The organism is Streptococcus oralis (assembly GCF_001075875.1).
Lineage (GTDB): Bacteria > Bacillota > Bacilli > Lactobacillales > Streptococcaceae > Streptococcus > Streptococcus oralis_I.
This window is the reverse complement of sequence record NZ_JUOS01000080.1, coordinates 57137-82135: the sequence shown is the minus strand read 5'-3', so window position 1 is coordinate 82135 and position 24999 is coordinate 57137. Positions and strand designations below refer to the sequence as shown.

The 24999-nt window shown below is 40.6% G+C and carries 23 protein-coding genes and 2 other annotated features; of the genes, 19 read left to right on the top strand and 4 right to left on the bottom strand.

Annotation, left to right across the window (positions count from 1 at the left end):
• Positions 1–39: 39 nt before the first annotated feature.
• From ADM33_RS05140 to ADM33_RS05105, 8 genes are all read left to right on the top strand, one after another.
• The gene (locus ADM33_RS05140) at positions 40–1173 is read left to right on the top strand and encodes a DUF4767 domain-containing protein (protein WP_049503493.1); all 1134 of its coding nucleotides are present in this window, start codon (positions 40–42) and stop codon (positions 1171–1173) included.
• A 148-nt stretch (positions 1174–1321) separates the two neighbouring features.
• Positions 1322–2026: a hypothetical protein gene (locus ADM33_RS05135; protein ID WP_049503491.1), complete on the top strand. Its 705-nt coding sequence runs from the start codon at positions 1322–1324 to the stop codon at positions 2024–2026.
• A 133-nt stretch (positions 2027–2159) separates the two neighbouring features.
• Positions 2160–2609 (top strand): MarR family winged helix-turn-helix transcriptional regulator, encoded by a 450-nt coding sequence (locus ADM33_RS05130; RefSeq protein ID WP_049503489.1) that lies wholly within the window; start codon positions 2160–2162, stop codon positions 2607–2609.
• Between the two features lie 3 nt (positions 2610–2612).
• A complete protein-coding gene (locus ADM33_RS05125) occupies positions 2613–3377 on the top strand; it encodes a nuclear transport factor 2 family protein (protein WP_049503487.1) in 765 nt (254 codons plus the stop codon).
• Positions 3378–3379: 2 nt separating this feature from the next.
• Positions 3380–4339: a zinc-binding dehydrogenase gene (locus ADM33_RS05120; protein ID WP_049503486.1), complete on the top strand. Its 960-nt coding sequence runs from the start codon at positions 3380–3382 to the stop codon at positions 4337–4339.
• Positions 4340–5068, top strand: coding sequence for an ABC transporter ATP-binding protein (locus ADM33_RS05115; RefSeq protein ID WP_049503484.1), 729 nt, complete (start codon positions 4340–4342; stop codon positions 5066–5068).
• Positions 5061–6581, top strand: a complete 1521-nt coding sequence (locus ADM33_RS05110) for an ABC transporter permease/substrate-binding protein (RefSeq protein ID WP_049503483.1) — start codon at positions 5061–5063, stop codon at positions 6579–6581. Before ADM33_RS05115 ends, ADM33_RS05110 begins: the two co-directional genes overlap by 8 nt.
• The gene (locus ADM33_RS05105; RefSeq protein WP_049503482.1) at positions 6578–7201 is read left to right on the top strand and encodes an endonuclease III domain-containing protein; all 624 of its coding nucleotides are present in this window, start codon (positions 6578–6580) and stop codon (positions 7199–7201) included. The genes ADM33_RS05110 and ADM33_RS05105 overlap by 4 nt, the downstream gene beginning before the upstream one ends.
• A gap of 184 nt (positions 7202–7385) precedes the next feature.
• On the opposite strand, the gene ADM33_RS05100 is transcribed toward ADM33_RS05105, so the two are convergent.
• Positions 7386–7919: a TetR/AcrR family transcriptional regulator gene (locus tag ADM33_RS05100; RefSeq protein ID WP_049503480.1), complete on the bottom strand. Its 534-nt coding sequence runs from the start codon at positions 7917–7919 to the stop codon at positions 7386–7388.
• Positions 7920–8052: 133 nt separating this feature from the next.
• Between ADM33_RS05100 and ADM33_RS05095 the strand changes: the two genes are divergently transcribed.
• Together ADM33_RS05095 and ADM33_RS05090 are read left to right on the top strand one after the other, a co-directional pair.
• On the top strand, positions 8053–8943 hold the full coding sequence (locus ADM33_RS05095; RefSeq protein WP_049503479.1) for a cation diffusion facilitator family transporter: 891 nt from the start codon (positions 8053–8055) through the stop codon (positions 8941–8943).
• A 79-nt stretch (positions 8944–9022) separates the two neighbouring features.
• Complete coding sequence (locus tag ADM33_RS05090) at positions 9023–10060, top strand: zinc-binding dehydrogenase (protein ID WP_049503505.1); 1038 nt, start codon at positions 9023–9025, stop codon at positions 10058–10060.
• Between the two features lie 67 nt (positions 10061–10127).
• Here ADM33_RS05090 and ADM33_RS05085 read toward each other — a convergent pair whose 3' ends face one another.
• Positions 10128–11129 (bottom strand): LacI family DNA-binding transcriptional regulator, encoded by a 1002-nt coding sequence (locus ADM33_RS05085; RefSeq protein WP_049503477.1) that lies wholly within the window; start codon positions 11127–11129, stop codon positions 10128–10130.
• A gap of 168 nt (positions 11130–11297) precedes the next feature.
• Between ADM33_RS05085 and ADM33_RS05080 the strand changes: the two genes are divergently transcribed.
• The 4 genes from ADM33_RS05080 (at position 11298) to ADM33_RS10865 (ending at position 15864) form a co-directional block, all read left to right on the top strand.
• Positions 11298–12476, top strand: a complete 1179-nt coding sequence (locus ADM33_RS05080) for a galactokinase (protein ID WP_049503475.1) — start codon at positions 11298–11300, stop codon at positions 12474–12476.
• Positions 12477–12494: 18 nt separating this feature from the next.
• A complete protein-coding gene (locus tag ADM33_RS05075; RefSeq protein WP_049503473.1) occupies positions 12495–13976 on the top strand; it encodes a UDP-glucose--hexose-1-phosphate uridylyltransferase in 1482 nt (493 codons plus the stop codon).
• Between the two features lie 69 nt (positions 13977–14045).
• Positions 14046–14450, top strand: a complete 405-nt coding sequence (locus tag ADM33_RS05070) for a PaaI family thioesterase (RefSeq protein ID WP_006152721.1) — start codon at positions 14046–14048, stop codon at positions 14448–14450.
• Between the two features lie 158 nt (positions 14451–14608).
• Positions 14609–15864, top strand: a protein-coding gene (locus ADM33_RS10865; RefSeq protein ID WP_193390755.1) for an ISL3 family transposase whose coding sequence is annotated in 2 segments (ribosomal slippage) — positions 14609–14810 and positions 14810–15864 — 1257 coding nt in all. Because the reading frame shifts where the segments join, the coding sequence is not laid out codon by codon here.
• Between the two features lie 72 nt (positions 15865–15936).
• Here ADM33_RS10865 and ADM33_RS05050 read toward each other — a convergent pair.
• Positions 15937–16323 (bottom strand): bleomycin resistance protein, encoded by a 387-nt coding sequence (locus tag ADM33_RS05050; RefSeq protein ID WP_049503471.1) that lies wholly within the window; start codon positions 16321–16323, stop codon positions 15937–15939.
• Between the two features lie 11 nt (positions 16324–16334).
• Positions 16335–17162, bottom strand: a complete 828-nt coding sequence (locus ADM33_RS05045) for an exodeoxyribonuclease III (protein WP_049503470.1) — start codon at positions 17160–17162, stop codon at positions 16335–16337.
• A 262-nt stretch (positions 17163–17424) separates the two neighbouring features.
• Here ADM33_RS05045 and ADM33_RS05040 point away from each other — a divergent pair, with 262 nt between their 5' ends.
• The 5 genes from ADM33_RS05040 to trpB all read left to right on the top strand — a co-directional run bounded on the left by ADM33_RS05040 (position 17425) and on the right by trpB (position 24595).
• Positions 17425–19170, top strand: a complete 1746-nt coding sequence (locus ADM33_RS05040; RefSeq protein WP_049503468.1) for an ABC transporter ATP-binding protein — start codon at positions 17425–17427, stop codon at positions 19168–19170.
• Positions 19160–20902 (top strand): ABC transporter ATP-binding protein, encoded by a 1743-nt coding sequence (locus ADM33_RS05035; protein WP_049503467.1) that lies wholly within the window; start codon positions 19160–19162, stop codon positions 20900–20902. Before ADM33_RS05040 ends, ADM33_RS05035 begins: the two co-directional genes overlap by 11 nt.
• A gap of 105 nt (positions 20903–21007) precedes the next feature.
• On the top strand, positions 21008–21700 hold the full coding sequence (locus tag ADM33_RS05030) for a sugar transferase (RefSeq protein WP_049503465.1): 693 nt from the start codon (positions 21008–21010) through the stop codon (positions 21698–21700).
• Positions 21701–21738: 38 nt separating this feature from the next.
• Positions 21739–22965 (top strand): DegT/DnrJ/EryC1/StrS family aminotransferase, encoded by a 1227-nt coding sequence (locus ADM33_RS05025; RefSeq protein ID WP_049503464.1) that lies wholly within the window; start codon positions 21739–21741, stop codon positions 22963–22965.
• A 66-nt stretch (positions 22966–23031) separates the two neighbouring features.
• Positions 23032–23256, top strand: a binding site (T-box leader).
• Positions 23257–23416: 160 nt separating this feature from the next.
• A complete protein-coding gene (gene trpB, locus ADM33_RS05020; RefSeq protein ID WP_049503462.1) occupies positions 23417–24595 on the top strand; it encodes a tryptophan synthase subunit beta in 1179 nt (392 codons plus the stop codon).
• Positions 24592–24817, top strand: a binding site (T-box leader). It overlaps the preceding gene by 4 nt.
• Positions 24818–24999 lie beyond the last annotated feature (182 nt).

The following is a 24999-nucleotide window of genomic DNA, read 5'->3' as shown; positions in this document are numbered from 1 at the left end:
GCAAAGCTATGGTCACCATTCATTTCAAAAGGAGATTTTATGGGTCATAAAAGTATGGTAGGAAGTCTGTTTATTCTTATATTTAGTTTTGTTACAGTTGGTTGTAGTAATCAAAATTCTGAGCTTTCTAGTAAAGATATTAGTTTATCTACTTCAACTACTAGTAACGAGATAAAGTCTGGGGACTCTAAGAAAGATTATAAAGATTTGTACAAGTCAGTTTTTGATGATTACCAAAAAATATTTTCTACTTCAAATGATTCAACTGCAATTTCAAATCTTTATCAAAGTTTAAAAGCTACTGAACGTCCTATCAATAGTTGGTCTATTGAAAATGCTATAAATCGTTCAGATGATATGCGTTACTCTTTTGTTGATTTAAATGATGATGGGGTTGAGGAGTTACTTGTTGCTGATCTTAATTTAAGTGGAAAATACTTTTTAACTGGAGTGTACTCTTTACAAGAAGGTAAACCTGTGCTTTTAGCAGAAGGATTTGCTGCAGGACATGGTGGAGCTAGGAATGCGGCAATTATTTATCAAGGTGGGGAGATTCTTGAATTAAGTTGGTCGTCTGGAACTGGTAAAGGTTATGGAGCTCTTTATAAGTTAAATGAAAATCAAAAGGGGGCTAGTAAACTTCAGGAAAAAGAATTTCAAATAGAATCTAATTATATTGGATCTAATTTTGGAAAAACTGAATCTGATCAAATTTATTTAAGAGGTTTTGATTGGCAGAAATTTGAAACTTCGACTAGCTCTTCTATCTCCGAGGATAGACAAAAAGCTCCTTGGAATGCAAGCAAATCTGCAAAATTAGAATCCTTCATTAAAGGATGGGGCGAAAGACTAGGTCAACCTAATTACCAAAAAGGAATTTCTGGTGGTGATGTTGGTGCGGATAATCTCTATACCTTTGGAGATGGACCAAGCGAGAAAATGAATGCCGAATACACAGATACAGGTTTAGGTAACGCTAAGTATCGAATTGTGGAGCGCTATAGTAACTGGGATAAATACCCGGACGTGCACAGCTACTTTTTTGCGATAACTGATACAGGGGAAGCGATTGTTTTTCATTCTCCAACAACAAATGGTGGAGTCATGTATTTAAAGCCGACAGAGAATACAGAGATCCAAGCGGAGTTTAAACGCTTAGTTGAGGAAGAATAGAAAAATGAAGAGTTTGGTCTTGGCCAAGCTCTTTTTATAAAAATCTCTTTCTTCCGTGTTTATGCTTTTTGAGTGTTTAATGGTATACTTGTGTTAAGTCAGATAGAAAAGTGTCATTCGATGACGACATTATCAGTAAGGAGAATATATGCCAAAAATTGTGAAGTTTCATAGTATTTATTATAGATTTGTTCTATTTATAGTTTTTTTATATTTTTCTGTTGTCTATCAAATTGCTGGGCGTGAAATTCAAGAATTTACTATATTTAATTACGCCTTTAGCTTTCATCAAACACAGTTAGTGTATTGCCTTCTTTTATTGATTTTAGTTGGCATTGGCATAAATTTTCTTTGCCCTTGGAAATTTTCTATATCTCCAAAAGGGATTTATCTTAGAAGATTAGATCTATTTGTACCCTGGAGTGATATTAGTGGAGTTTCGCATGTTTGGATTAACAAGGTGAGTAATTTTAGTAGTGGGATTAATTTTTATAACAATAAATGTTTAGTTTTCTATCGTCATGATTACAAGCCAATTTGTATCTATAATATTTCTTTATTGGCTTTATTTGCTGTCAAACTCTTTAATCCTCAGATCAAGACGAATATCTTATCGGCTAGTTTTGCTACGGGGGTTAATATTCTATTAAATGCTTCACTTTTATTTTATCTTTACTTTTTTGATTTGAAGACTCTTAGTTTTAGTTCTTTTTTACTTTTTGGCTTACTCTACTTTATAAAAATTTTTATCATTCCTTTATGGTTGGTTTATAGTCAAAATTGTAAGTATGGTCCTTATCTGGTGCATAGTAGTTTCTTTAAGAGGAATGCTTCAGATGTGATTCATGTTTGATTTTATCAAAAAATGACTTTCTGCTTTTGAGTAGAAAGTTTTTTTATTATTTCTATATCGAAATAATTGACAGATGTAATAAAAAGTATTACAATAAATTAAGAAAGTTCTATATAGAAGTAAAGGAGATAAAATGGACAAGATGTTAGGGGGCTACCAAGCTCTACAGATTCGATTGTTGAATGGGCGTATCTTTCAAAAACTCTTGAGCAAGGAACCAGATGCCCAATACAGAAGTGAGCAGGGAAAAATTTTAACAATCTTGTGGAAGCAAGAGTTGGGTTGTGCTACCGCAACTGATATTGCTCTTGCGACAGGTCTGGCAAACAATACGCTGACCAGTATGGTTAAGAAATTAGAAGAACAGGGTTTGGTTACGATTAAGCCTTGTACACAGGATAAAAGAAAAAAATATATCTCTTTGACAGATCTCGGTTGGGCGCAAAAAGAAATTGGAGACCGTGTCAGTAAAGAGTTAGGTGAAATTTTCTACCAAGGATTTTCGGATCAAGAAATCCAGGAATTTGAAGCTTATCAAGAGCGTATTATCACTAATTTAAAGAAAAAAGAAAACGAGGAATAAATCATGTCCATTCAAGCACAAAATGCACAAAATCTATATATTCGTGCTATTCAAGATGGCCGTATAGCAGAAGCGCAAGCAAGCTCAGTAGGGGATACCTATATCCAACACTCGACAGGAGTGCTGGATGGGAAAGAAGGATTCGCTACTTTTTTTGCAGATTTTTTCAAGCGCCATCCAGAACGTGAAATCAAGATTGTTCGTACCATTGAAGATGGCAATCTGGTTTTTGTTCATGTGCACCAGTACCTAAACGGTGGAGAAGCCCAATGGGTGACGACAGATACTTTCCGTGCAGATGAAAATGCTCGTATCGTTGAGCATTGGGATGTTATTGACTACTATCGTACACCTGAAAATGAGCAACTTGATCAGATCTTTGGAGATTTTGAAATCAAGGACTTGGACAAGTCAGCGGAAAATAAAAAGCTGGTCCGTCGTTTCTTGACAGAAATTTTCCAAAACAAGGAGCTCGATCAATGGGAAGACTTTGTGGCAGAGGATGTGATTCAGCATAATCATGAGATTGGGCAAGGGAGTCAAGCTTATAAGGATTACGTACGCGAGCACCATGTGGCCTATGACTTTGTTTTCCAACTCTTGACTCAAGGAAATTTTGCAGTGAGTTATGGTCAGGTATTGATTGATGGCGTTGCCTATGCTCAATACGATATCTTCCGTTTAGAAAATGGGAAAATTGTTGAACATTGGGATAATAAGGAAGTTATGCCTAAGGTAGAGGACTTGACCAATAGAGGGAAATTTTAAATATGAAAGCAGTTGTTGTAAGCACTCCAGGTGGACCGGAGGTATTAGAAGTTGTCGAACGACCAAAACCAGTCCTGAAGGCAGGTTGGACCTTGGTGAAAATCCAAGGATTTGGCATCAATCATAGTGAAATTTTTACCCGTAAGGGACAATCACCATCTGTGAAATTTCCTCGTGTATTAGGGATTGAGTGTGTCGGTCTTGTGGAAGAAACGACACGACCGGATTTGAAGATTGGTCAACAAATCATTTCCATTATGGGAGAGATGGGGCGAGCCTTTGATGGAGGTTACGCAGAGTATACACTTCTTCCAAATGAACAAATTTATCCAATCAAGACAGAACTTGATTTGGAAAGTTTGATCGCACTACCTGAAACTTATTATACGGCCTTTGGATCTTTTCTCAATCTTAAGATTGAGGAGAAAGATAGCGTGTTAGTTCGAGGAGCAACCAGTGGTGTAGGAATTGCCTTTGCTAAACTGCTTAAAGGAAAATTTCCTAAGATTCACCTGACAGGAACCAGCCGAAATTTAGCTAAGGAACAGCAATTGAAGGCAGTCGGATTTGATCAGGTGATTTTGACTAAGGATGGTGTCTTGCACACGAAAGAGCAGTTCGATAAGGTTTTGGATCTTGTTGGTCCCAGCGCTATTCTCGATACTTTTGCGCGGACAGCAGAAGGTGGGATTATCTGTTCTTGTGGCCTACTGGGTGATCAGTGGACTGTTCCAGCCTTTGATCCAATCGAGATGCTCTCTCGCAATCTCTACTTGACGACCTTTGCTTCTGCCAATGTGTCTCAAGACAAGCTTCAGACTTTGGTAGACTTTGTCGAGCGTTACCATGTGGATGTAGGGCCTGAAAAGATTTATAAGATTGACCAAATTCAGGAAGCGCATGCTTATCTGGAAGGAAGCTATTCTTTTGGCAAAGTTATTGTGAAAAATGAGGAAGACTAAATGATTGAATACAAAAATGTAGTGCTGCGCTATACGGATACAGACATTTTAAAAGATGTCAATCTCCGTATTGAAAATGGAGAATTTATGGTTCTTGTGGGACCTTCAGGATCTGGAAAGACCACTATGATCAAGATGATTAACCGTCTTTTGGAGCCGACAGATGGAAATATCTATATGGATGGAAAACGCATCAAGGACTATGATGAACGGGAGTTACGTCTCAGTACAGGTTATGTCCTTCAAGCCATTGCCCTTTTTCCTAACTTGACAGTTGCTGAAAATATAGCATTGATTCCTGAAATGAAGGGCTGGCCTAAAGAACTAATTGCTTCTAAAACGGAAGAGCTCTTGAATAAGGTTGGCCTACCTGCTGCTGACTATGCTCATCGGTTACCAAGCGAGTTATCTGGTGGGGAGCAACAGCGGATTGGCATTGTGCGAGCCATCATTGGGGAACCAAAGATTCTATTGATGGACGAGCCTTTTTCAGCCTTGGATGCCATCTCTCGCAAGCAGTTGCAAGAATTGACCAAGGCATTACATAAAGAATTCGGCATGACGACCATCTTCGTAACACATGATACGGATGAGGCCTTAAAATTAGGGGATCGAATTGCAGTTTTGCAGGATGGAGAAATTCGCCAGGTCGCAGAACCTGAAACAATTTTACAAGCGCCTGCGACAGACTTTGTAGCAAACTTGTTTGGAGGTAGCCTTCATGTCTAATTTGATTTCAACATTTCAAGAGCGTTTTGGGGAATGGTTAACCGCTCTTGGTCAACACTTACAATTATCTCTTTTGACCTTATTGGTTGCTATTTTTCTTACCATTCCACTTGCTGTTTATTTAAATAGCCACAAAAAAGTTGCAAACTGGGTGCTACAAGTTGCGGGTATCTTCCAGACCATTCCCTCAATGGCTTTGCTGGGGCTCTTTATTCCTTTCATGGGGATTGGAACCTTACCAGCTCTCACAGCCCTTGTCATTTACGCTATTTTCCCGATTTTGGAAAATACAATCACAGCCTTGAACGGCATTGATCCTAGTCTTGAGGAAGCTGGGATTGCTTTTGGAATGACCAAGTGGGAGCGACTCAAGAAGTTTGAAATTCCACTTGCCATGCCTGTTATTGTATCGGGGGTTCGAACAGCAACCGTTATGATCATTGGGACAGCAACTCTAGCCGCTCTTGTTGGAGCTGGGGGATTGGGCTCCTTTATCCTTTTGGGAATTGATCGTCGGAATGCTAGTCTGATTTTAATCGGTGCAATCTCATCAGCCATTTTGGCCATTCTCTTTAATGTTGCTCTCAAATGGTTGGAAAAGGCAAAGTTGCGTACGATTGTTGCAGCCTTTGCTGTTATGGTGCTTGGTTTGGGAGCTAGTTATGCTCCAAGCATGATTCCAAATAAAGAGAAAGAAAATCTGGTTATAGCTGGGAAGTTGGGACCTGAACCTGAGATTCTCATGAATATGTACAAACTTCTCATCGAGGAAAATACGGATATGACGGTGACGGTCAAGCCTAACTTTGGGAAGACAGATTTCCTTTATCAAGCGCTGAAAAAAGGGGACATTGATATCTATCCAGAATTTACAGGGACTATTACAGGTTCTCTCTTGCAGCCAGCTCCTAAAGTGAGCAATGACTCTGAAGAAGTTTTCGAAGCTGCGCGTGATGGTATTAAGAAACAGGATAATCTAGTCTTGCTGAATCACATGGCTTATCAAAATACTTATGCTATAGCAGTTCCTAAAAAAATTGCGCAAGAATATGGACTTAAGACGATTTCAGACTTGAAAAAAGTAGAAGGACAGCTCAAGGCGGGATTCACTCTAGAGTTTAATGACCGTGAGGATGGAAACAAGGGCTTGCAGTCTGTTTATGGATTAAATCTCAATGTGGCAACCATGGAGCCAGCTCTTCGCTATGATGCAATTAAGGCTGGAGATATTCAGATTATGGAAGTTTACTCGACAGACCCAGAAATCGAACGTTACCAACTTCAAATTTTAGAAGATGATCAACACCTCTTCCCTCCTTATCAAGGTGCTCCACTCATGAAAGCTGAATTACTCGAAAAACATCCGGAGTTGGAAGCTGTTCTTAATAAACTAGCTGGTAAAATCACCGAGAGCCAGATGAGTCAGATGAACTATCAGGTTGGTATTGATGGTAAGGATGCTTATACTGTTGCACATGATTTCTTGGTGGAACAGGGATTATTGAAGAAATGATCAAGAAAGATGAAATACAAGAAACTCTTTTGCGACTCTGCAAGCACTATGGAGAGCAAAATTGGTGGCAATCGGATAACAAGCTGGAAGATTTGGTATCGACTATTCTGATCCAGCGAACAACTGAGAAGAATGCTAAGTTAGCTTTAGCAGGTCTTATGGATGTCATGACAGTAGAGGGGATTCTGGATTTATCGCTAGAAGAGTTACAGGAACGTATTCGACCTGCTGGATTTTTTAAGCAAAAGTCTCAAACGATTAGGGGACTTCTGATCTGGTTAAGAGAAGTTGGTGGTTTTGAGGTTCTTGCTAGGTTTGGAACAGAAGATTTACGGAAGCAACTTTTGGAGTTAAAAGGGATTGGACCAGAGACTGCAGATGCACTTTTACTTTATCTTTTTGATCGTCCAGTTTTTATTTCGGATGAATATGCGAGAAGACTTTTTCGACGCTTAGGATTTGGAAACTTTAAAACCTATAGTGAAATGCATGCTGTTTATAGTGACGTCTTGGAAGGACTCACTCTCAAACAATGCCAAGAGATTCATGCTGTCATTGATGAGCATGGGAAAGCTTTTAGCAAAAGTAAAGGCCAGTTAGACGAAAGTTGGTTACGATAAAAAATTCTAAGACTTCTTGTCTTAGAATTTTTTTAGTAAATTTATTGGCTCAAAAAATATAGTTTGATTAGATTAGTAAGTAGAAAGTAGAGGTAAAATACTCGTGATGAATTGGAATATTTGAATGATAGAATGTCGACTGGTATTTTTCTTTGAGTGGATATGAAATCTATAGTTGTGTTTGCTACTTCATCTCTAAGACATCTAAGTAAAAGCTCACTACTTGATCTTCCTTATAAGATTTCCCTTTTTTGAGCCACCAGGTTAGTGTTTCGATAAAGTTAGTTACAACAAAGTGTTTGAGGTAGGAAGTAGGAATATTAGGATAGGAAACTTGTAAGTCTTTGGCAACCATTGGATAGACATGGTGTTCCAATTCTTTCTGTAATTGGCGGAGGAAGTAGTCGTTTTTAGAGAAAAGGAGGCTGGTGATATGGTCCTGGTTTTTCTTGAAATGTGAAAAGATATGGGACAAATAAGCTTCTGTAGATATATTTTCCTCGCGTTCAAAAAGATGATGAAAGAGATACCGGCAGAGCTCATCTAGGAGTAATTCCTTACTCTCATAGTGACTGTAAAAGGTGGAGCGACCAACATCTGCCAGGTCTATAATCTCCTGAACTGTGATAGTTTCGTAATCTTTTTGATTCAATAATTGTAAAAAAGCAGTATAGATAGCTTTTCGTGTCTTGGTAATGCGGCGGTCTTGACTAGTCATATGGACACTTTGAACAAATTGTTCAGTAACTTACAAAGAGAACAGTTTGCCCCTATCCTTTCTTTTCGGAGTAAGAGATAATACTAGTAAAGGGAATATTTATACTACTATTATACCAAAGGAGGATGAAAAAATGACAACGAAAGGTGCGGTTTGGCTAGCTTTTTTCTTAAATTTGAGTTATGCCATTGTCGAGTTTATCGCTGGTGGAGTGTTTGGTTCCAGTGCTGTTCTTGCTGACTCTGTCCATGATTTGGGAGATGCAATCGCAATTGGGGTATCAGCCGTTCTTGAAACAATTTCCAATCGTGAAGAGGATAGTCATTACACCTTGGGTTACAAACGATTTAGTCTCTTAGGAGCCTTGGTAACGGCTGTGATTCTTATGACAGGGTCCGTTTTGGTTATTTTGGAAAATATAACGAAACTCTTTCATCCACAACCTGTCAATGATGAGGGAATCCTCTGGCTAGGAATCATTGCTGTTAGCATTAATGTGCTAGCCAGTCTTGTCGTTCGTAAAGGAAAAACAAAGAACGAATCTATTCTTAGCCTGCATTTTCTAGAAGATACCCTTGGTTGGATAGCAGTCATCCTGATGGCAATTATTCTCCGATTTACGGATTGGTATATCTTAGATCCTCTCTTGTCGCTTGTCATTTCCTTCTTTATCTTGTCAAAAGCCATTCCACGTTTTTGGTCTACTCTCAAGATTTTCTTGGATGCTGTGCCAGAAGGAGTAGATATCAAACAAGTCAAGAGTGACTTGGAGCAATTGGAGTATGTGGCCAGTGTCAATCAGATCAATCTCTGGACTATGGATGGTTTGGAGAAAAACGCCATTATTCATGTTTGTCTCGAGCATATCAAACATATGGAAGTTTGTAAAGAATCCATTCGCGACCTACTCAAAGATTGTGGTTTTCAAAATATTACCATTGAGGTTGATGCTGACCTAGTAACTCACCAAGCCCATAAGCGAAAGGTGTGTGAGTTGGAGAGGAGTTATGAGCATCATCATTAATGAGACGTAGTATAAGTGAGCGAAAGCTTCATAAAAAGTGTATACTTGAAATAAGTTAGATACAGAGAGGTAAATGTTTATGAAATCAGCAGTTTACACAAAGGTAGGTCAGGTCGGCATTGAGGAAATCAAACGTCCAAGCATTCAAGAATCGGATGATGTCATTATCCGTGTGGTTCGTGCTTGTGTTTGTGGTTCGGATCTTTGGAGTTATCGCAATCCAGATATTAAAGCGGGACATAAAAATAGTGGACACGAAGCGATTGGAATCATTGAAGAAACTGGAGAAGCCATTACAACGGTCAAGCCCGGTGATTTTGTGATTGTGCCATTCACTCATGGTTGTGGCGAATGTGACGCCTGTCGTGCTGGATTTGATGGTTCCTGTGATAATCATATCGGAAATAACCTAGGAGGGAATTTCCAAGCTGAATATCTCCGCTTCCACTATGCCAATTGGGCTCTTGTAAAAATTCCTGGACAACCATCTGACTATACAGAAGGTATGCTCAAGTCTCTTTTGACTCTGGCTGATGTCATGCCAACAGGCTATCATGCAGCGCGTGTGGCAGATGTAAAACCAGGTGATAAAGTTGTGGTTATTGGGGATGGAGCTGTTGGACAATGTGCTGTCATCGCAGCTAAAATGCGTGGCGCTTCACAAATTATCCTTATGAGTCGTCACGAAGACCGTCAAAAGATGGCCTTGGAGTCAGGCGCGACAGCAGTCGTAGCTGAACGTGGTGAAGAAGGCATTGCCAAGGTGCGTGAAATTCTTGGCGGTGGAGCAGATGCAGCACTTGAGTGTGTTGGTACTGAGGCGGCTGTTGAGCAAGCACTGGGTGTCCTTCATAATGGCGGTCGTATGGGATTTGTAGGAGTTCCACATTATAAGAATCGTGCTCTTGGTTCAACCTTTATGCAAAATATCTCTGTCGCAGGTGGAGCAGCTTCTGCGACAACATACGATAAGCAATTCTTGCTTAAAGCTGTCCTTGATGGTGAGATCAATCCAGGTCGTGTCTTTACTTCAAGTTACAAACTAGAAGATATTGACAAAGCATATAAGGCCATGGATGAACGTAAGACTATCAAGTCTATGATTGTGATGGATTAAAAAAAGAAAATCCTAATAGAGAACTGAAAAGTTCTTATTAGGATTTTTTTATGTTCAAGTGTTGTACCTAATGCAAGGTGCTTTCTCTTAATGTCAGTTTGGTTCCAAGCATAGTGAGGCTTGGAATTTTACGCCCATGAAGGACTTCCCTATTCAAAATATCCATTCCTGTGCGTCCCATTTCTTCGGTGTAGACAGTAATACTAGAAAGTGGTGGGAACACTTGCTTGGTTAGAATAGTATCATTAAAGGAAATAATGCTGACGCGCTCTGGTATGCTGATGCTGGCTTCTTGAAGGGCGCGCAGGGCTCCGATTGCCAAACTATCACTAGCTGCAAAAAAGGCCTGTGGAAGCTTATCTCCTAATTTTTCGATAGCCTCTTTCATCAAGTCGTATCCAGATTGGGCAGTAAATAGCCCTTGGAAAATGAATTTCTCGTTATAAATTCCCTTTTCTTGCGTATAGGATTTAAAGTAATCTAAGCGTTTATCTGAGATAACTTCTTCATGGTCAGTAGTAGTTTCAAGACCGGATAAGATACCAACCTTTTTAAGCCCATGATCTGTAAAGTAATCAACCACCTGTCTAACCGCATTATAGAAATCCGTAATGACACAGGTATGACCAAGGGCAATCGTATCACTGTCAAGGAAAACTAGAGGTTTGTGATATTCTTCAAACGAGGCAATCTGTGCTTGGCTAAATTTCCCGATACAAAGAATCCCAATGACTTCTTCGCTAAGCGTAAAAGGCTGGTCATTAAAATAGCGCAAGATGTCGTAATCTAATTCTTGAGCTCTATTTTCAATTCCTAGGCGAATCTGGTAGTAGTAGAGATCTTCTAACTCTCCCTGTTCACTGACCCACTGGATGATAGCGATTTTCTGTTTGAGTTTATGTGATTCACCTGTTTTGAGATGTTTGGTGTAGCCTAGTTCTTCGGCAACGGTTAAAATACGATGTCTGGTTTCTTCTGTCACAGATAGACTCTGATCGCGATTGAGGACACGGGATACAGTTGCGATCGAGACAGAGGCTAGCTGAGCAATATCTTTGAGTGTAGCCATAATTCCCCTCCTTTTTAGGTTATTATAGCATATTTTTCTTCCTTTTTACTCATAGTTTAGTAAAATATCGGTAAAAATGTTGACCTAAGCAAAACCCTTGGGTACAATAGAAGAAAACGATTACAGGATAAACTTTTTTACCTAATATTTCGTCAAAGGAGAATTCATATGACACAACATCTTACTGCTGAAGCACTTCGCAAAGCTTTTCTTGCTGTTTTTGGTCAAGAAGCGGATCAAACCTTCTTCTCACCAGGGCGCATCAACTTGATTGGGGAACATACTGACTATAATGGTGGCCATGTTTTCCCAGCAGCTATTTCATTAGGAACTTACGGAGCTGCACGCAAGCGCGATGACCAGGTATTGCGTTTCTACTCCGCGAACTTTGAGGACAAAGGCATCATTGAAGTACCTCTAGCTGACCTTAAGTTTGAGAAAGAGCACAGCTGGACCAACTATCCAAAAGGTGTCCTTCATTTCTTGCAAGAAGCTGGTCATGTGATTGATAAAGGTTTTGATTTCTATGTTTTTGGGAATATCCCAAATGGTGCGGGCTTGTCTTCTTCTGCATCTTTGGAGCTTTTGACTGGTGTCGTGGCAGAATACCTCTTTGACCTAAAATTGGACCGTTTAGATTTAGTAAAAATCGGAAAATTGACAGAGAATAATTTTATCGGTGTTAACTCTGGTATCATGGACCAATTTGCTATCGGTATGGGGGCAGACCAACGTGCTATATACCTAGATACTAATACTCTAGAATACGACTTGGTTCCCCTTGATTTGAAGGACAATGTCGTTGTTATCATGAACACTAACAAACGCCGTGAACTTGCGGATTCTAAATACAATGAACGCCGTGCTGAATGTGAAAAAGCAGTAGAAGAACTCCAAGTGGCCTTGGACATTCAAACCTTGGGTGAATTGGACGAGTGGGCTTTTGATGAATTTAGTTACCTCATCAAAGATGAAAATCGTTTGAAACGTGCTCGCCATGCTGTTCTTGAAAATCAACGTACGCTTAAAGCGCAAGTGGCTCTTCAAGCAGGAGATTTAGACAAGTTTGGTCGTTTGATGAATGCTTCTCATGTTTCACTTGAGCACGATTACGAAGTAACTGGCTTGGAATTAGATACCCTTGTTCATACAGCTTGGGCTCAAGAAGGTGTTCTCGGTGCTCGTATGACAGGAGCAGGTTTTGGTGGTTGTGCAATCGCCTTGGTTCAAAAGGATGCTGTTGAGTCCTTTAAAGAAGCTGTAGGCAAGTACTATGAAGAAATCGTTGGTTACGCTCCAAGCTTCTATATCGCTGAAGTGGCAGGTGGAACTCGCATCCTTGAATAGTCAGAAGGAGGTTATCTAGTGACCTTAGTAGAAAATTTTGTGACCAAAGTCATTGCTGAAAGTAGCTTTGAAGAGTTGGATCGAATCTATCTAACCAATCGTGTTTTAGCGCTGGTGGGAGATGGGGTTTTTGAAGTCAAGACTGACCAGGATGATTTGATTGAACTAAAAGATCAGCTTGTCGAGGAAGCCGTTCGTTTGGAAACAATTGAAGATAGTCAGACTGCGCGTGAGATTCTCGGTGCTGACCTCATGGACTTGGTAACGCCTTGTCCAAGTCAGGTTAATCGTGATTTTTGGGATACCTATGCCCAGTCACCAGAGCAGGCAATTGCAGATTTCTACCAACTCAGTCAGAAGAATGACTACATCAAACTGAAGGCTATCGCAAAGAATATTGCTTATCGTGTGCCATCTGACTACGGTGAACTGGAGATTACCATCAACCTTTCGAAGCCTGAAAAGGATCCAAAAGAGATAGCGGCAGCTAAGTTGGTCAAGTCGAGTAACTATCCTCAATGTCAACTCTGTATGGAAAATGAAGGATACCATGGTCATGTCAATCATCCAGCTAGAAGCAACCATCGTATTATACGTTTTGATATTTCTGGTCAGGAGTGGGGCTTCCAGTATTCGCCTTACGCTTACTTTAATGAGCACTGTATTTTCCTAGATAGCAAGCATCGTCCTATGGCCATTAGTCGCCAAAGTTTTGAACGTTTGTTAGCAATTGTGGAGCAGTTTCCAGGCTACTTTGCTGGTTCAAATGCAGACTTACCAATCGTGGGTGGTTCCATCCTGACCCATGATCATTATCAAGGTGGTCGTCATGTTTTCCCAATGGAAGTGGCTCCTATTCAGAAAAGCGTTACCTTTGAAGGTTTTGAAACTGTCAAAGCAGGGATTGTTCAGTGGCCTATGTCTGTGATTCGACTAACTTCAGATTCTAAAGAGGATTTGACAGAACTAGCGGATAAAATCTTACTGGCTTGGCGTCAGTACTCTGATCCAAGTGTACAGGTCTTGGCAGAAAGTAATGGAACACCGCATCACACTATCACACCGATAGCCCGTAAGCGAGATGGACAGTTTGAGTTGGATTTAGTTTTGCGGGACAATCAAACATCTCAAGAGCATCCAGATGGTATCTATCATCCCCACAAGGATGTCCAACATATCAAGAAGGAAAATATCGGCTTGATAGAGGTCATGGGTTTGGCTATCTTGCCACCACGCTTGAAGGAAGAAGTGGAGCAAGTAGCAGCTTATCTAGTCGGAGAGGATGTTTCAGTAGCAAATTATCACCAAGAATGGGCAGATGAGTTGAAAGAATCCAAACCTGACTTAAAAGATAAAATTCAAGCTCTTAATATCGTCCAAGAATCTGTTGGAAAAATCTTTGCTCGAGTTTTGGAAGATGCAGGAGTTTACAAGCAAACAGAAGAAGGACAAGCTGCCTTTATCCGCTTTGTGGAGCAGGTTGGTATTTTACCCGAATAAGTGCTTCTCTCTTGCGTAGAGTCTTGAAAAGTAGTATCATAGTGTCGTTTGAAATATCAGGAGGAACGTATGAAAGATTTTCACTTTGACGCTATATCTGCCTTTGAAAACTACGAAATTGAAAAAATGAGAGACGGTCACGTTGTGGTGACGACAAAAGTAGTGGACTCCTCACTCAACTACTATGGGAATGCTCATGGAGGCTATCTATTTACCCTTTGTGACCAAATCAGTGGACTTGTGGTGATTTCGCTAGGATTAGACGGGGTGACACTCCAGTCTTCCATCAACTATCTGAAAGCTGGAAATCTTGGGGATGTTCTCACTATCAAAGGAGAATGTGTCCATCAAGGACGGACCACTTGTGTCGTCGATGTTGACATCATCAACCAAGATGGCCGAAATGTCTGCAAGGCAACCTTCACCATGTTTGTCACAGGACAACGATCTGAAGATAGACAGGTGAGGATATAGCAAATAATAAAAAGAGGCATGTGCCTCTTTTTTTGGGCTCTATAATATTTGTAGTGGGTAAATCCCCTATGGATATTATGGAGCCTATTTTTGTGTAGAAAAAAAGTCCCATAAGATCTATAATGAAAAGCGACCAAACCATCATTAGAAAGAATCATATGGAACAATTACATTTTATCACAAAACTACTCGATATTAAAGACCCTAATATCCAGATTCTAGATGTCATCAATAGGGATACACACAAGGAAATCATCGCTAAACTGGACTATGACGCCCCGTCTTGCCCTGAGTGCGGAGGTCAAATGAAGAAATATGATTTTCAAAAACCGTCGAAAATTCCTTACCTCGAGACGACTGGTATGCTACCAGAATTCTTCTTAAAAAGCGTCGTTTTAAGTGCTATCATTGCTCGAAAATGATAGTCGCTGAAACTTCTATCGTTAAGAAGAATCATCAAATTCCTCGTATTATCAACCAAAAGATTGCTCAAAAGTTAATTGAAAAGACTTCTATGACTGATATTGCACATCAGCTATCCATTTCAACTTCAACTGTCATTCGTAAGCTCAATGACTTTCACTTTAAGCATGATTTTTCTTGTCTTCCAGAGATTATGTCTTGGGACGAGTATGCCTTTACCAAAGGAAAGATGAGTTTTATCGCACAAGATTTTGATCAGCTCAATATCATTACTGTTCTTGAGGGAAGAACACAAGCTATCATCCGCAATCACTTTCTTCGCTACGATAGAGCGGTCCGATGTCGTGTGAAAATCATTACTATGGATATGTTTAGTCCTTACTATAACTTGGCTAAACAGCTTTTTCCTAATGCAAAAATTGTACTTGATCGTTTCCACATTGTTCAGCACTTAAGCCGAGCTATAAGTCGGGTTCGTGTCCAAATCATGAATCAATTTGAGCGAAAATCTCATGAATACAAGGCTATCAAGCGCTATTGGAAACTCATCCAACAAGATAGCCGTAAACTGAGTGATAAACGTTTTTATCGCCCTACTTTTCGCATGCACTTAACGAATAAAGAGATTCTAGACAAGCTTTTGAGCTATTCAGAAGACTTGAAACACCACTATAATCTCTATCAACTCTTGCTTTTTCACTTCCAGAATAAAGAAGCTGACAAATTTTTCGGACTTATTGAGGACAATCTGAAGCAGGTTCATCCTCTTTTTCAGACTGTCTTTAAGACATTTCTCAAGGACAAAGAGAAAATTGTCAACGCCCTTCAATTGCCCTATTCCAACGCTAAATTGGAAGCGACTAATAATCTCATTAAACTCATCAAACGAAATGCTTTTGGTTTTAGGAACTTTAACAACTTTAAGAAACGAATTTTCATCGCTCTGAATATAAAAATGGAGAGGACAACAATTGTCCTCTCCAGATGTTAGCTTTTATTCAACCCACTACAGTTGACAAAGAGCCTTTTTTTGTTTCTTTTTCTACTCTAGTGTTCTATTATCTTATTCACTAAATCTTAAAAAATAGCCATCTGGATCTAAAACTGCAAATTCATGAGGATAGATAAATTGTTCACCAACACGAAATTCTCTTTTTGTCAATGGACGATGAATAGGATAGTTAGATTCTACCAGTTTCTGATAGAGTCTAGGGACATCATTTATGCCAAAGGAGATATTGACTCCACGACCAAATGGATAGGTCAGTTCAACTAATTCATCCTTTGTTCCTTCCTCTAACATTAGCTGGCAATCTTCAAGAGATAAGAAGAGGAAGTTTTCTTCTGGTCGCCCGTATTCGATGGTAAAACCCAGTATATCACAGTAGAAGGAACGAGACTGTTCTAGATTCGAGACTATAAACTCGGGAATAACTGCATTGTAGTCCATAAAGAAAATCCTTACAATTCAATCTCCAAGACAATCGGTGTATGGTCTTGGCGTGCGCCTGAGTCAATCATATCTGACTTGGTAACCTTGTCTGCTACACGGTTACTTGTGAGCCAGTAGTCGATTCTCCAGCCTGTGTTGTTGATTTTTGAAGTCTTGCTACGTTGTGCCCACCAAGTATAGCGTTCTGGCACATCGCCATGGATATGGCGGAAGGTATCTATAAATCCTTTGGCTAAAAGGTTTGTAAATCCTTCACGTTCTTCGTCTGTGAAACCTGGTGAACGACGGTTGCTTGCTGGGTTGGCAAGGTCAATTTCCTTGTGGGCAACGTTGTAGTCACCTGTAGCAAGAACTGGTTTTTTCTTGTCTAACTCAGCCAAGTATTCCGCATATTTGACGTCCCAGACTTGACGTTCTTCCAAGCGTTTGAGACCATCCCCAGCATTTGGTGTGTAGACCTGAGTCACGAAAAATGTATCAAATTCCAAAGTAATGATGCGGCCTTCCAAGTCCATAGTAGAAGGGGCGCCAATCTCTGGGAAGCTGATAGTTGGAGTGAGTTCTTTCTTATAGAGGAACATGGTTCCAGCATAACCTTTACGGGCAGGCTCTTGAGAGGAACGCCAGGTGTTTTCGTAGCCTGGGAAGAGTTCTTCCAACACCTCAAGGTGTTTTTTAGTAGGACCTTTAGCTGAAAGCTTGGTTTCTTGGATAGCGATGATATCAGCGTCTTCAGCTACCAAAGTTTGGAGAACGTCTTGAGACAATTTCGCACGCGCAGAGTCACTCGTCAACGCTGCATTGAGGGAATCAATGTTCCATGAGATCAGTTTCATAGTGTGTACCTTTTCATTCAGATTATAGACAATATTATACCAGAAAAAGAAGTAATTCCCCAGCGTATAGTTTGAAAAATCCAGGTCATTCCTTTATAATAAAGAATGATTTATGTAAAAGATTGAAAATAAATGAAATGTTACTCCTTTGAATATCTTTATCGCTGAGTATGACAAGGGTCAACTAAGTGTCGTCACCTATGAATAAGAAAAACCTGGGGTCCATGCCTCAGGTTTCCATTTGTTATTAGAAAGGAATTTTATGTCCATCATCCAAAAACTTTGGTGGTTTTTTAAGTTAGAAAAACGTCGTTACCTCGTTGGAATCATCGCATTGGTCTTGGTTTCTGTACTCAACCTCATCCCTCCTATGGTCATGGGACGCGTGATTGATGCCATTACTTCAGGACGATTAACACAGGACGAGCTCCTACTTCATCTTTTTTATCTCCTGCTTGCTGCTTTCGGAATGTATTATCTGCGTTATGTTTGGCGCATGTATATCCTAGGAACCTCCTACCGACTTGGACAAATCATGCGTTCAAGACTATTTGAACACTTTACAAAGATGTCGCCTGCTTTTTATCAGAATTATCGAACAGGGGATTTGATGGCTCACGCAACTAATGATATCAATGCCCTGACTCGTTTAGCAGGTGGAGGAGTCATGTCGGCGGTAGATGCCTCTATCACAGCCTTGGTGACTCTGTTGACTATGCTCTTTAGTATTTCTTGGCAGATGACCTTGGTTGCCATTCTACCCTTGCCATTTATGGCCTATGCGACTAGTCGTCTGGGGAGAAAGACCCATAAGGCTTTTGGCGAATCGCAAGCAGCCTTTTCAGAACTCAACAATAAGGTTCAAGAGTCTGTATCAGGTATCAAGGTAACCAAGTCCTTTGGTTATCAGTCTGACGAGTTGGCATCTTTCCAGGAAGTCAATGATTTGACCTTCCAAAAGAATCTGCAAACCATGAAATATGATAGTCTCTTTGACCCGATGGTTTTGCTCTTTGTTGGTTCTTCTTATGCCTTAACTCTTTTAGTCGGTGCCTTTATGGTGCAAGCGGGACAAGTAACCGTTGGTAATCTGGTCACCTTTATTTCTTACTTGGATATGTTGGTCTGGCCTTTGATGGCGATTGGGTTCCTCTTTAACATTACTCAGAGAGGGAAAGTTTCTTACCAGCGTATTGAGAGTCTATTGTCACAAGAATCACCTGTGAACGATCCGGAGTCTCCACTTGATGGGATTGAAAATGGGCGCTTGGACTATGCTATTGATAGTTTTGCCTTTGAAGACGATGAGACGCTGAATGATATTTACTTTAGTCTCGAAAAAGGGCAAACTCTAGGCTTGGTTGGGCAGACTGGTTCAGGGAAAACCGCTTTAATTAAGTTGCTCCTACGTGAGTATGATGTTGACCAAGGAGCTATTTATCTAAATGGTCATGACATTCGTGACTATCGACTAGCTGACTTGCGTAGTTTGATGGGATATGTCCCACAGGATCAATTTCTCTTTGCCAGCTCTATCCTAGATAATATTCGTTTTGGGAATCCTGATCTGCCTTTCTCAGAAGTAGAAGAAGCAACTAAGCTGGCTCAAGTCTATCAAGACATTCAAGCCATGCCCCAGGGATTTGATACAGTTATCGGTGAAAAGGGTGTCAGTCTATCTGGTGGACAAAAGCAACGTCTGGCTATGAGTCGGGCTATGATTTTAAATCCTGATATCTTGATTTTAGATGATTCCTTGTCAGCTGTGGATGCCAAGACAGAGTTCGCAATTATCGATAATCTCAAGGAAACTCGTAAAGATAAAACGACCATCATCACTGCCCATCGACTCAGTGCAGTTGTCCATGCAGATTTGATTTTGGTCATGCAAAATGGCCGCATCATTGAACGAGGCACACATGAAGACTTACTAGCTTTGGATGGCTGGTACGCACAAACCTACCAGTCCCAACAGTTAGAAATGAAAGGAGAAGAGGATGCGCAATAAACAAGAACAATGGACTGTATTGAAACGCTTGTTGTCCTATCTCAAGCCTTACGGTCTCCTCACCTTTTTAGCCTTAGCTTTTCTCCTTACGACGACTGTTATCAAGAGTATCATCCCCTTGGTAGCTTCGCACTTTATCGACCAGTATCTACATAATCTCAACCAGCTTGCCATTACAGTTTTGCTAGCCTACTATGGTCTCTACATTCTTCAAACCATTGTCCAGTATGTGGGAAATCTCCTCTTTGCGCGAGTGTCCTACAGTATCGTTAGAGATATTCGACGGGATGCCTTTGCCAATATGGAAAAACTAGGCATGTCTTATTTTGATAAAACACCTGCAGGTTCTATCGTTTCGCGTTTGACCAATGACACTGAGACTATTAGTGATATGTTTTCAGGGATTTTGTCCAGCTTTGTCTCAGCAGTCTTTATCTTTGTGACAACCCTTTATACCATGCTCGTTTTGGACTATCGTCTGACAGCTTTAGTATTGCTCTTTCTACCTTTGATTTTTCTTTTGGTGAATCTCTACCGTAAAAAATCCGTCAAGGTCATTGAAAAAACCAGAAGTCTCTTATCAGATATCAACAGTAAGCTGGCAGAAAATATCGAAGGGATTCGTATTATTCAAGCCTTTAACCAAGAAAAGCGCCTGCAAGAAGAGTTTGATGAGATAAACCAGGAACACCTAGTCTACGCTAACCGTTCGGTTGCCCTAGATTCCCTCTTCTTACGTCCGGCTATGAGTTTACTGAAGCTATTGGGGTATGCAGTTTTGATGGCTTACTTTGGCTATCGTGGTCTCTATCTAGGCATAACAGCAGGGACCTTGTATGCTTTTATCCAGTATATCAATCGCCTCTTTGACCCCCTCATCGAGGTAACGCAAAACTTTTCTACCCTTCAGACATCTATGGTTTCAGCAGGTCGTGTCTTTGCACTTATCGATGAGACCAACTATGAACCGGTCCAAGAAAATGGACAAGCCGAGATTAGAGAAGGAAATATCCGTTTTGAACATGTGTCCTTCTCTTATGACGGGAAACACCAGATTCTCGATGATATTTCCTTTACAGTCAATAAAGGTGAAACCATCGCCTTTGTCGGACATACTGGCTCTGGGAAATCCTCTATCATCAATGTTCTCATGCGCTTTTATGAGTTTCAGTCAGGTCGAGTTCTCTTAGATAATGTGGATATTCGTAAGTATAGCCAAGAGGAATTGAGAAAAAATATTGGTCTGGTTCTACAGGAACCTTTCCTCTATCATGGGACCATAAAGTCCAATATCGCTATGTACCAAGATATCAGCGATGACCAGGTTAAGGCTGCGGCAGAATTTGTCGATGCAGATTCCTTCATTCAAGATCTTCCTTTAGGTTATGATGCTCCTGTATCTGAGCGTGGTTCGAGTTTTTCAACTGGTCAACGGCAGCTTCTTGCCTTTGCTAGAACCGTTGCCAGTCAACCGAAAATACTGATTTTGGATGAAGCGACAGCTAATATTGATTCTGAAACAGAAGCCTTGGTCCAAAATTCTCTAGCCAAGATGAGACAGGGCCGGACGACCATTGCCATTGCCCATCGTCTTTCTACCATTCAGGATGCTAACTGTATCTATGTCCTAGATAAGGGACGAATCATCGAGAGCGGCACACACGAGGAACTTTTGGCCTTAGGAGGAACCTATCACAAGATGTATAGTTTACAGGCAGGGGCTCTTTCTTAGAGAAGAATTCCTTTAAAATACAGATTTCTTGCACTGCCTCTTTCATTTTGTGGTATAATGTAGAATGTTTAAAGATTACATATTAAAAAACAGAGGAGAATGTGCATGCTGAAATGGGATGAACTACCTCAGGAGATGCAATTAAGTGAGGTAAAACCATACTACCAGCTTGTTTCTAAAAGGAAAGGCTCTCTGATTCTCAAGCGTTGTCTAGACTTGTTTCTAGCCTTGGTCTTGTTAATCTTGACTTCACCCGTATTTCTGATTCTAAGCATTTGGATCAAGCTAGATAGCAAGGGTCCAGTCATTTACAAGCAAGTCCGGGTAACCCAGTACAACCGACATTTCAAGATTTGGAAATTCCGGACCATGGTGACCGATGCGGACAAGAAAGGAAGTCTAGTAACTTCTGCCAATGACAGCCGCATCACCAAGGTTGGAAATTTCATTCGCCGTGTTCGTTTGGATGAACTTCCACAATTGGTCAATGTTCTCAAAGGAGAGATGTCCTTTGTGGGAACTCGTCCAGAAGTACCACGCTATACTGAGCAGTACAGCCCTGAAATGATGGCTACCTTGCTCTTGCCAGCAGGGATTACATCGCTTGCCAGCATTAACTATAAGGACGAGGATGCCATTATCAGTCAAATGACTGCAAAAGGTATGACGGTCGACCAAGCTTATGTCGAAAGAGTCCTTCCAGAAAAGATGCACTATAATCTAGCCTACCTACGTGATTTTAATTTCTTCGGAGATATCAAAATCATGTTCCAGACTGTATTTGAAGTTTTAAAATAAGTAATCACAAGAGTGAATACAGTAAAAGGAGTAAATCAATGCCAAATTACAATATTCCATTTTCACCACCCGATATTACCGAAGCAGAAATTGCTGAAGTAGCAGATACCCTCCGTTCTGGTTGGATCACAACAGGTCCAAAGACAAAAGAATTGGAGCGTCGTCTATCTGCCTATACTCAGACACCTAAGACAGTCTGCCTCAACTCTGCAACAGCAGCTCTTGAATTGATCTTGCGCGTGCTTGAAGTGGGGCCTGGCGATGAAGTTATCGTTCCGGCTATGACTTATACAGCATCATGTAGCGTTATCACTCACGTAGGTGCTACACCAGTTATGGTTGATATCCAAGATGATACTTTTGAAATGGACTATGACAAGCTTGAGCAAGCGATTACTGAGAAGACTAAGGTTATCATCCCAGTAGAACTTGCAGGGATTATCTGTGACTATGACCGTTTGTTCCGAGTTGTTGAGAAGAAACGTGACCTATTTACAGCTACTAGCAAGTGGCAAAAAGTCTTTAACCGTATCGTTGTTGTATCAGATAGCGCCCATGCTTTGGGTTCAACCTACAAAGGGCAACCAGCTGGTTCCATTGCAGACTTTACATCATTCTCTTTCCACGCAGTTAAGAACTTCACAACTGCAGAAGGAGGAAGTGCTACTTGGAAAGCCAATCCAGCGATTGATGATGAAGAAATGTACAAGGAATTCCAAATCCTATCTCTTCATGGTCAAACCAAAGATGCGCTTGCCAAGATGCAACTGGGTTCATGGGAATACGATATCGTAACACCAGCCTACAAGTGCAACATGACGGATATCATGGCTTCACTTGGTCTAGTTCAGCTAGATCGTTATCCTGGCTTGCTTCAACGTCGTAAAGAAATCGTAACTCGCTATGACCGTGGATTTGCAGGGACTCGTATCCATCCATTGGCTCATGAGACAGATGCTGTTGAATCTTGTCGTCACCTTTACATCACCCATGTAGAAGGAGCAAGTCTCGAACAACGTAATCAAATTATCCAAGAATTGGCCAAGGCAGGAATCGCAAGTAACGTTCACTACAAACCGCTTCCACTTTTGACAGCTTATAAGAATCTTGGCTTTGATATGGCAGATTATCCGCGAGCTTATGCCTTCTTTGTAAACGAGATTACACTACCACTTCACACGAAATTAACGGATGAAGAAGTAGATTATATCATTGAGACTTTTGTCAGAGTTTCTGAAGCAGTTCTTGGTTCTTCGCAAAAATAATTAAAAAAATTAGTAAAAAATGAATGAAAACGGTTGACAAAGGAAAAACAATAACATATAATTAACTCAACAAATCAGAAAAGTAATTATTTTTGATCTTCAGGGAGCCTGTGGTTACTGTGAACAGGTGGTTGAAAGTAGTGAAATTGGGCTGATTTTAAAAGTGAATTTGAAACAATGAAAATTCGGTAGGCACACCTTACAGTGCAACTTGTTGTTAGACAAGGCAGAGATGTAAAGGGGATATTCTCTTTACAATTGAGGTGGTACCGCGTTACGAACGCCCTCACATGGAAATATATTCCGTGTGTGGGCTTTTTCTATCCGTCATTTTGTTTATCTTTTATTAGGGCGTTAAGTCGCTTTGATGAACTTGAGTTCTATCTACAGCTCTTTGCCTACTACTAAAAGCAAATAAAAAGCCGGATTCATATAGAAGGAGGAAAAATTTATGACAACTAAAGGATATTTTGGACAATTTGGTGGTAGTTTTGTACCAGAACCAATTCAGGCTTTATTAGATGAGTTGGAAGTGACTTTTGATAAATACAAGGACGATCCTGAATTTTTGGCAGAATATCGTCATTACTTGAAAGATTATTCAGGTCGCGAAACACCACTCTATTTTGCGGAAAGTTTGACAGAGCACCTAGGTGGAGCTAAGATTTATCTCAAGCGCGAAGACCTGAATCACCTTGGTTCTCACAAGCTTAATAATGTTTTGGGACAAATTCTTCTGGCAAAACGTATGGGTAAAAAGCGTGTCATTGCTGAGACAGGAGCTGGCCAACACGGTGTTGCGACAGCTGCAGCTGCAGCTAAGTTTGGTATGGCATGTGATGTCTATATGGGGGCAGAAGATGTGGAGCGTCAACGTCTCAATGTCTTCCGCATGGAGATGATGGGAGCAACTGTTCACGCAGTTGAAACTGGTACTCGTACCCTCAAAGATGCGGTTGATGCAGCCTTTGGAGCATGGATGAATGACCTTGAAGCCTTCTACGTTTTAGGTTCTGCTGTTGGACCACACCCTTATCCAACTATTGTTCATGAATTCCAAAAAGTGATTAGTGAAGAATCTCGTCGTCAAATCTTGGAAAAAGAAGGACGACTGCCAGACTACGTCATTGCCTGTGTAGGTGGTGGTTCTAATGCCATCGGTGCCTTTTCACAGTATGTAGCTGATGAAGAAGTAAAATTGGTTGGGGTAGAAGCTGCTGGTCATGGTTTAGATACCGACAAACACGCAGCAACTATGACCAAGGGTAGTGTCGGAATTGTCGATGGAATGAAGACCTATGCAGTCTTTAAGGAAGATGGAGAGCTCGCGCCAGTTTACTCTATCTCAGCAGGTTTGGACTATCCAGGGGTTGGTCCAGAACATGCCTTCTTTAAAGACTCTGGTCGAGTAGAATATGTAGCAGCGACAGACGAAGAAGCTGTCCAAGCCTTGCTTTTATTAAGCAAAACAGAAGGAATCATCCCTGCAATTGAAAGCTCACATGCTATCGCTGAAGCAGTCAAACGTGCACCAAAACTAAGTAAAGATGAGATTATCATCATCAATGTCTCTGGTCGTGGAGACAAGGACGTAGCTGCCATTGCAGACTACCTTGAAGCTAAAAAATAAAAGATGGAAAATATACAGAGATTTCTCTCACAGAGAGCTTGTGGTTGCTGAAAACAAGCAGAGAAAGCTGTAAGGTTGGGTCCATCTAAAATGAGAGAAGAAAACATAATTCTCAAGGGAGTGCCCTTTATCGCACAACCTGTTACAGGAGCTATCTGAGACAGGAATGAGAGATAGGAGAAATCCTATAATTGAGGTGGCACCGCGAATTTCGTCCTCACGCAAGTTATTTTGCGTGGGGATTTTTCTATATTTATCGTAGATATGGCCATCAGTTTTAAATTATGCTTCATCAATAGGTAGATTTCTATAAAATATTTGCGAACGAAGTGAGCATCGAACCGCTATTTCCCGCCATGGTGGTATCCTAGAGAAGCAAAGATGCTTCTCTAGGACGGAATTTT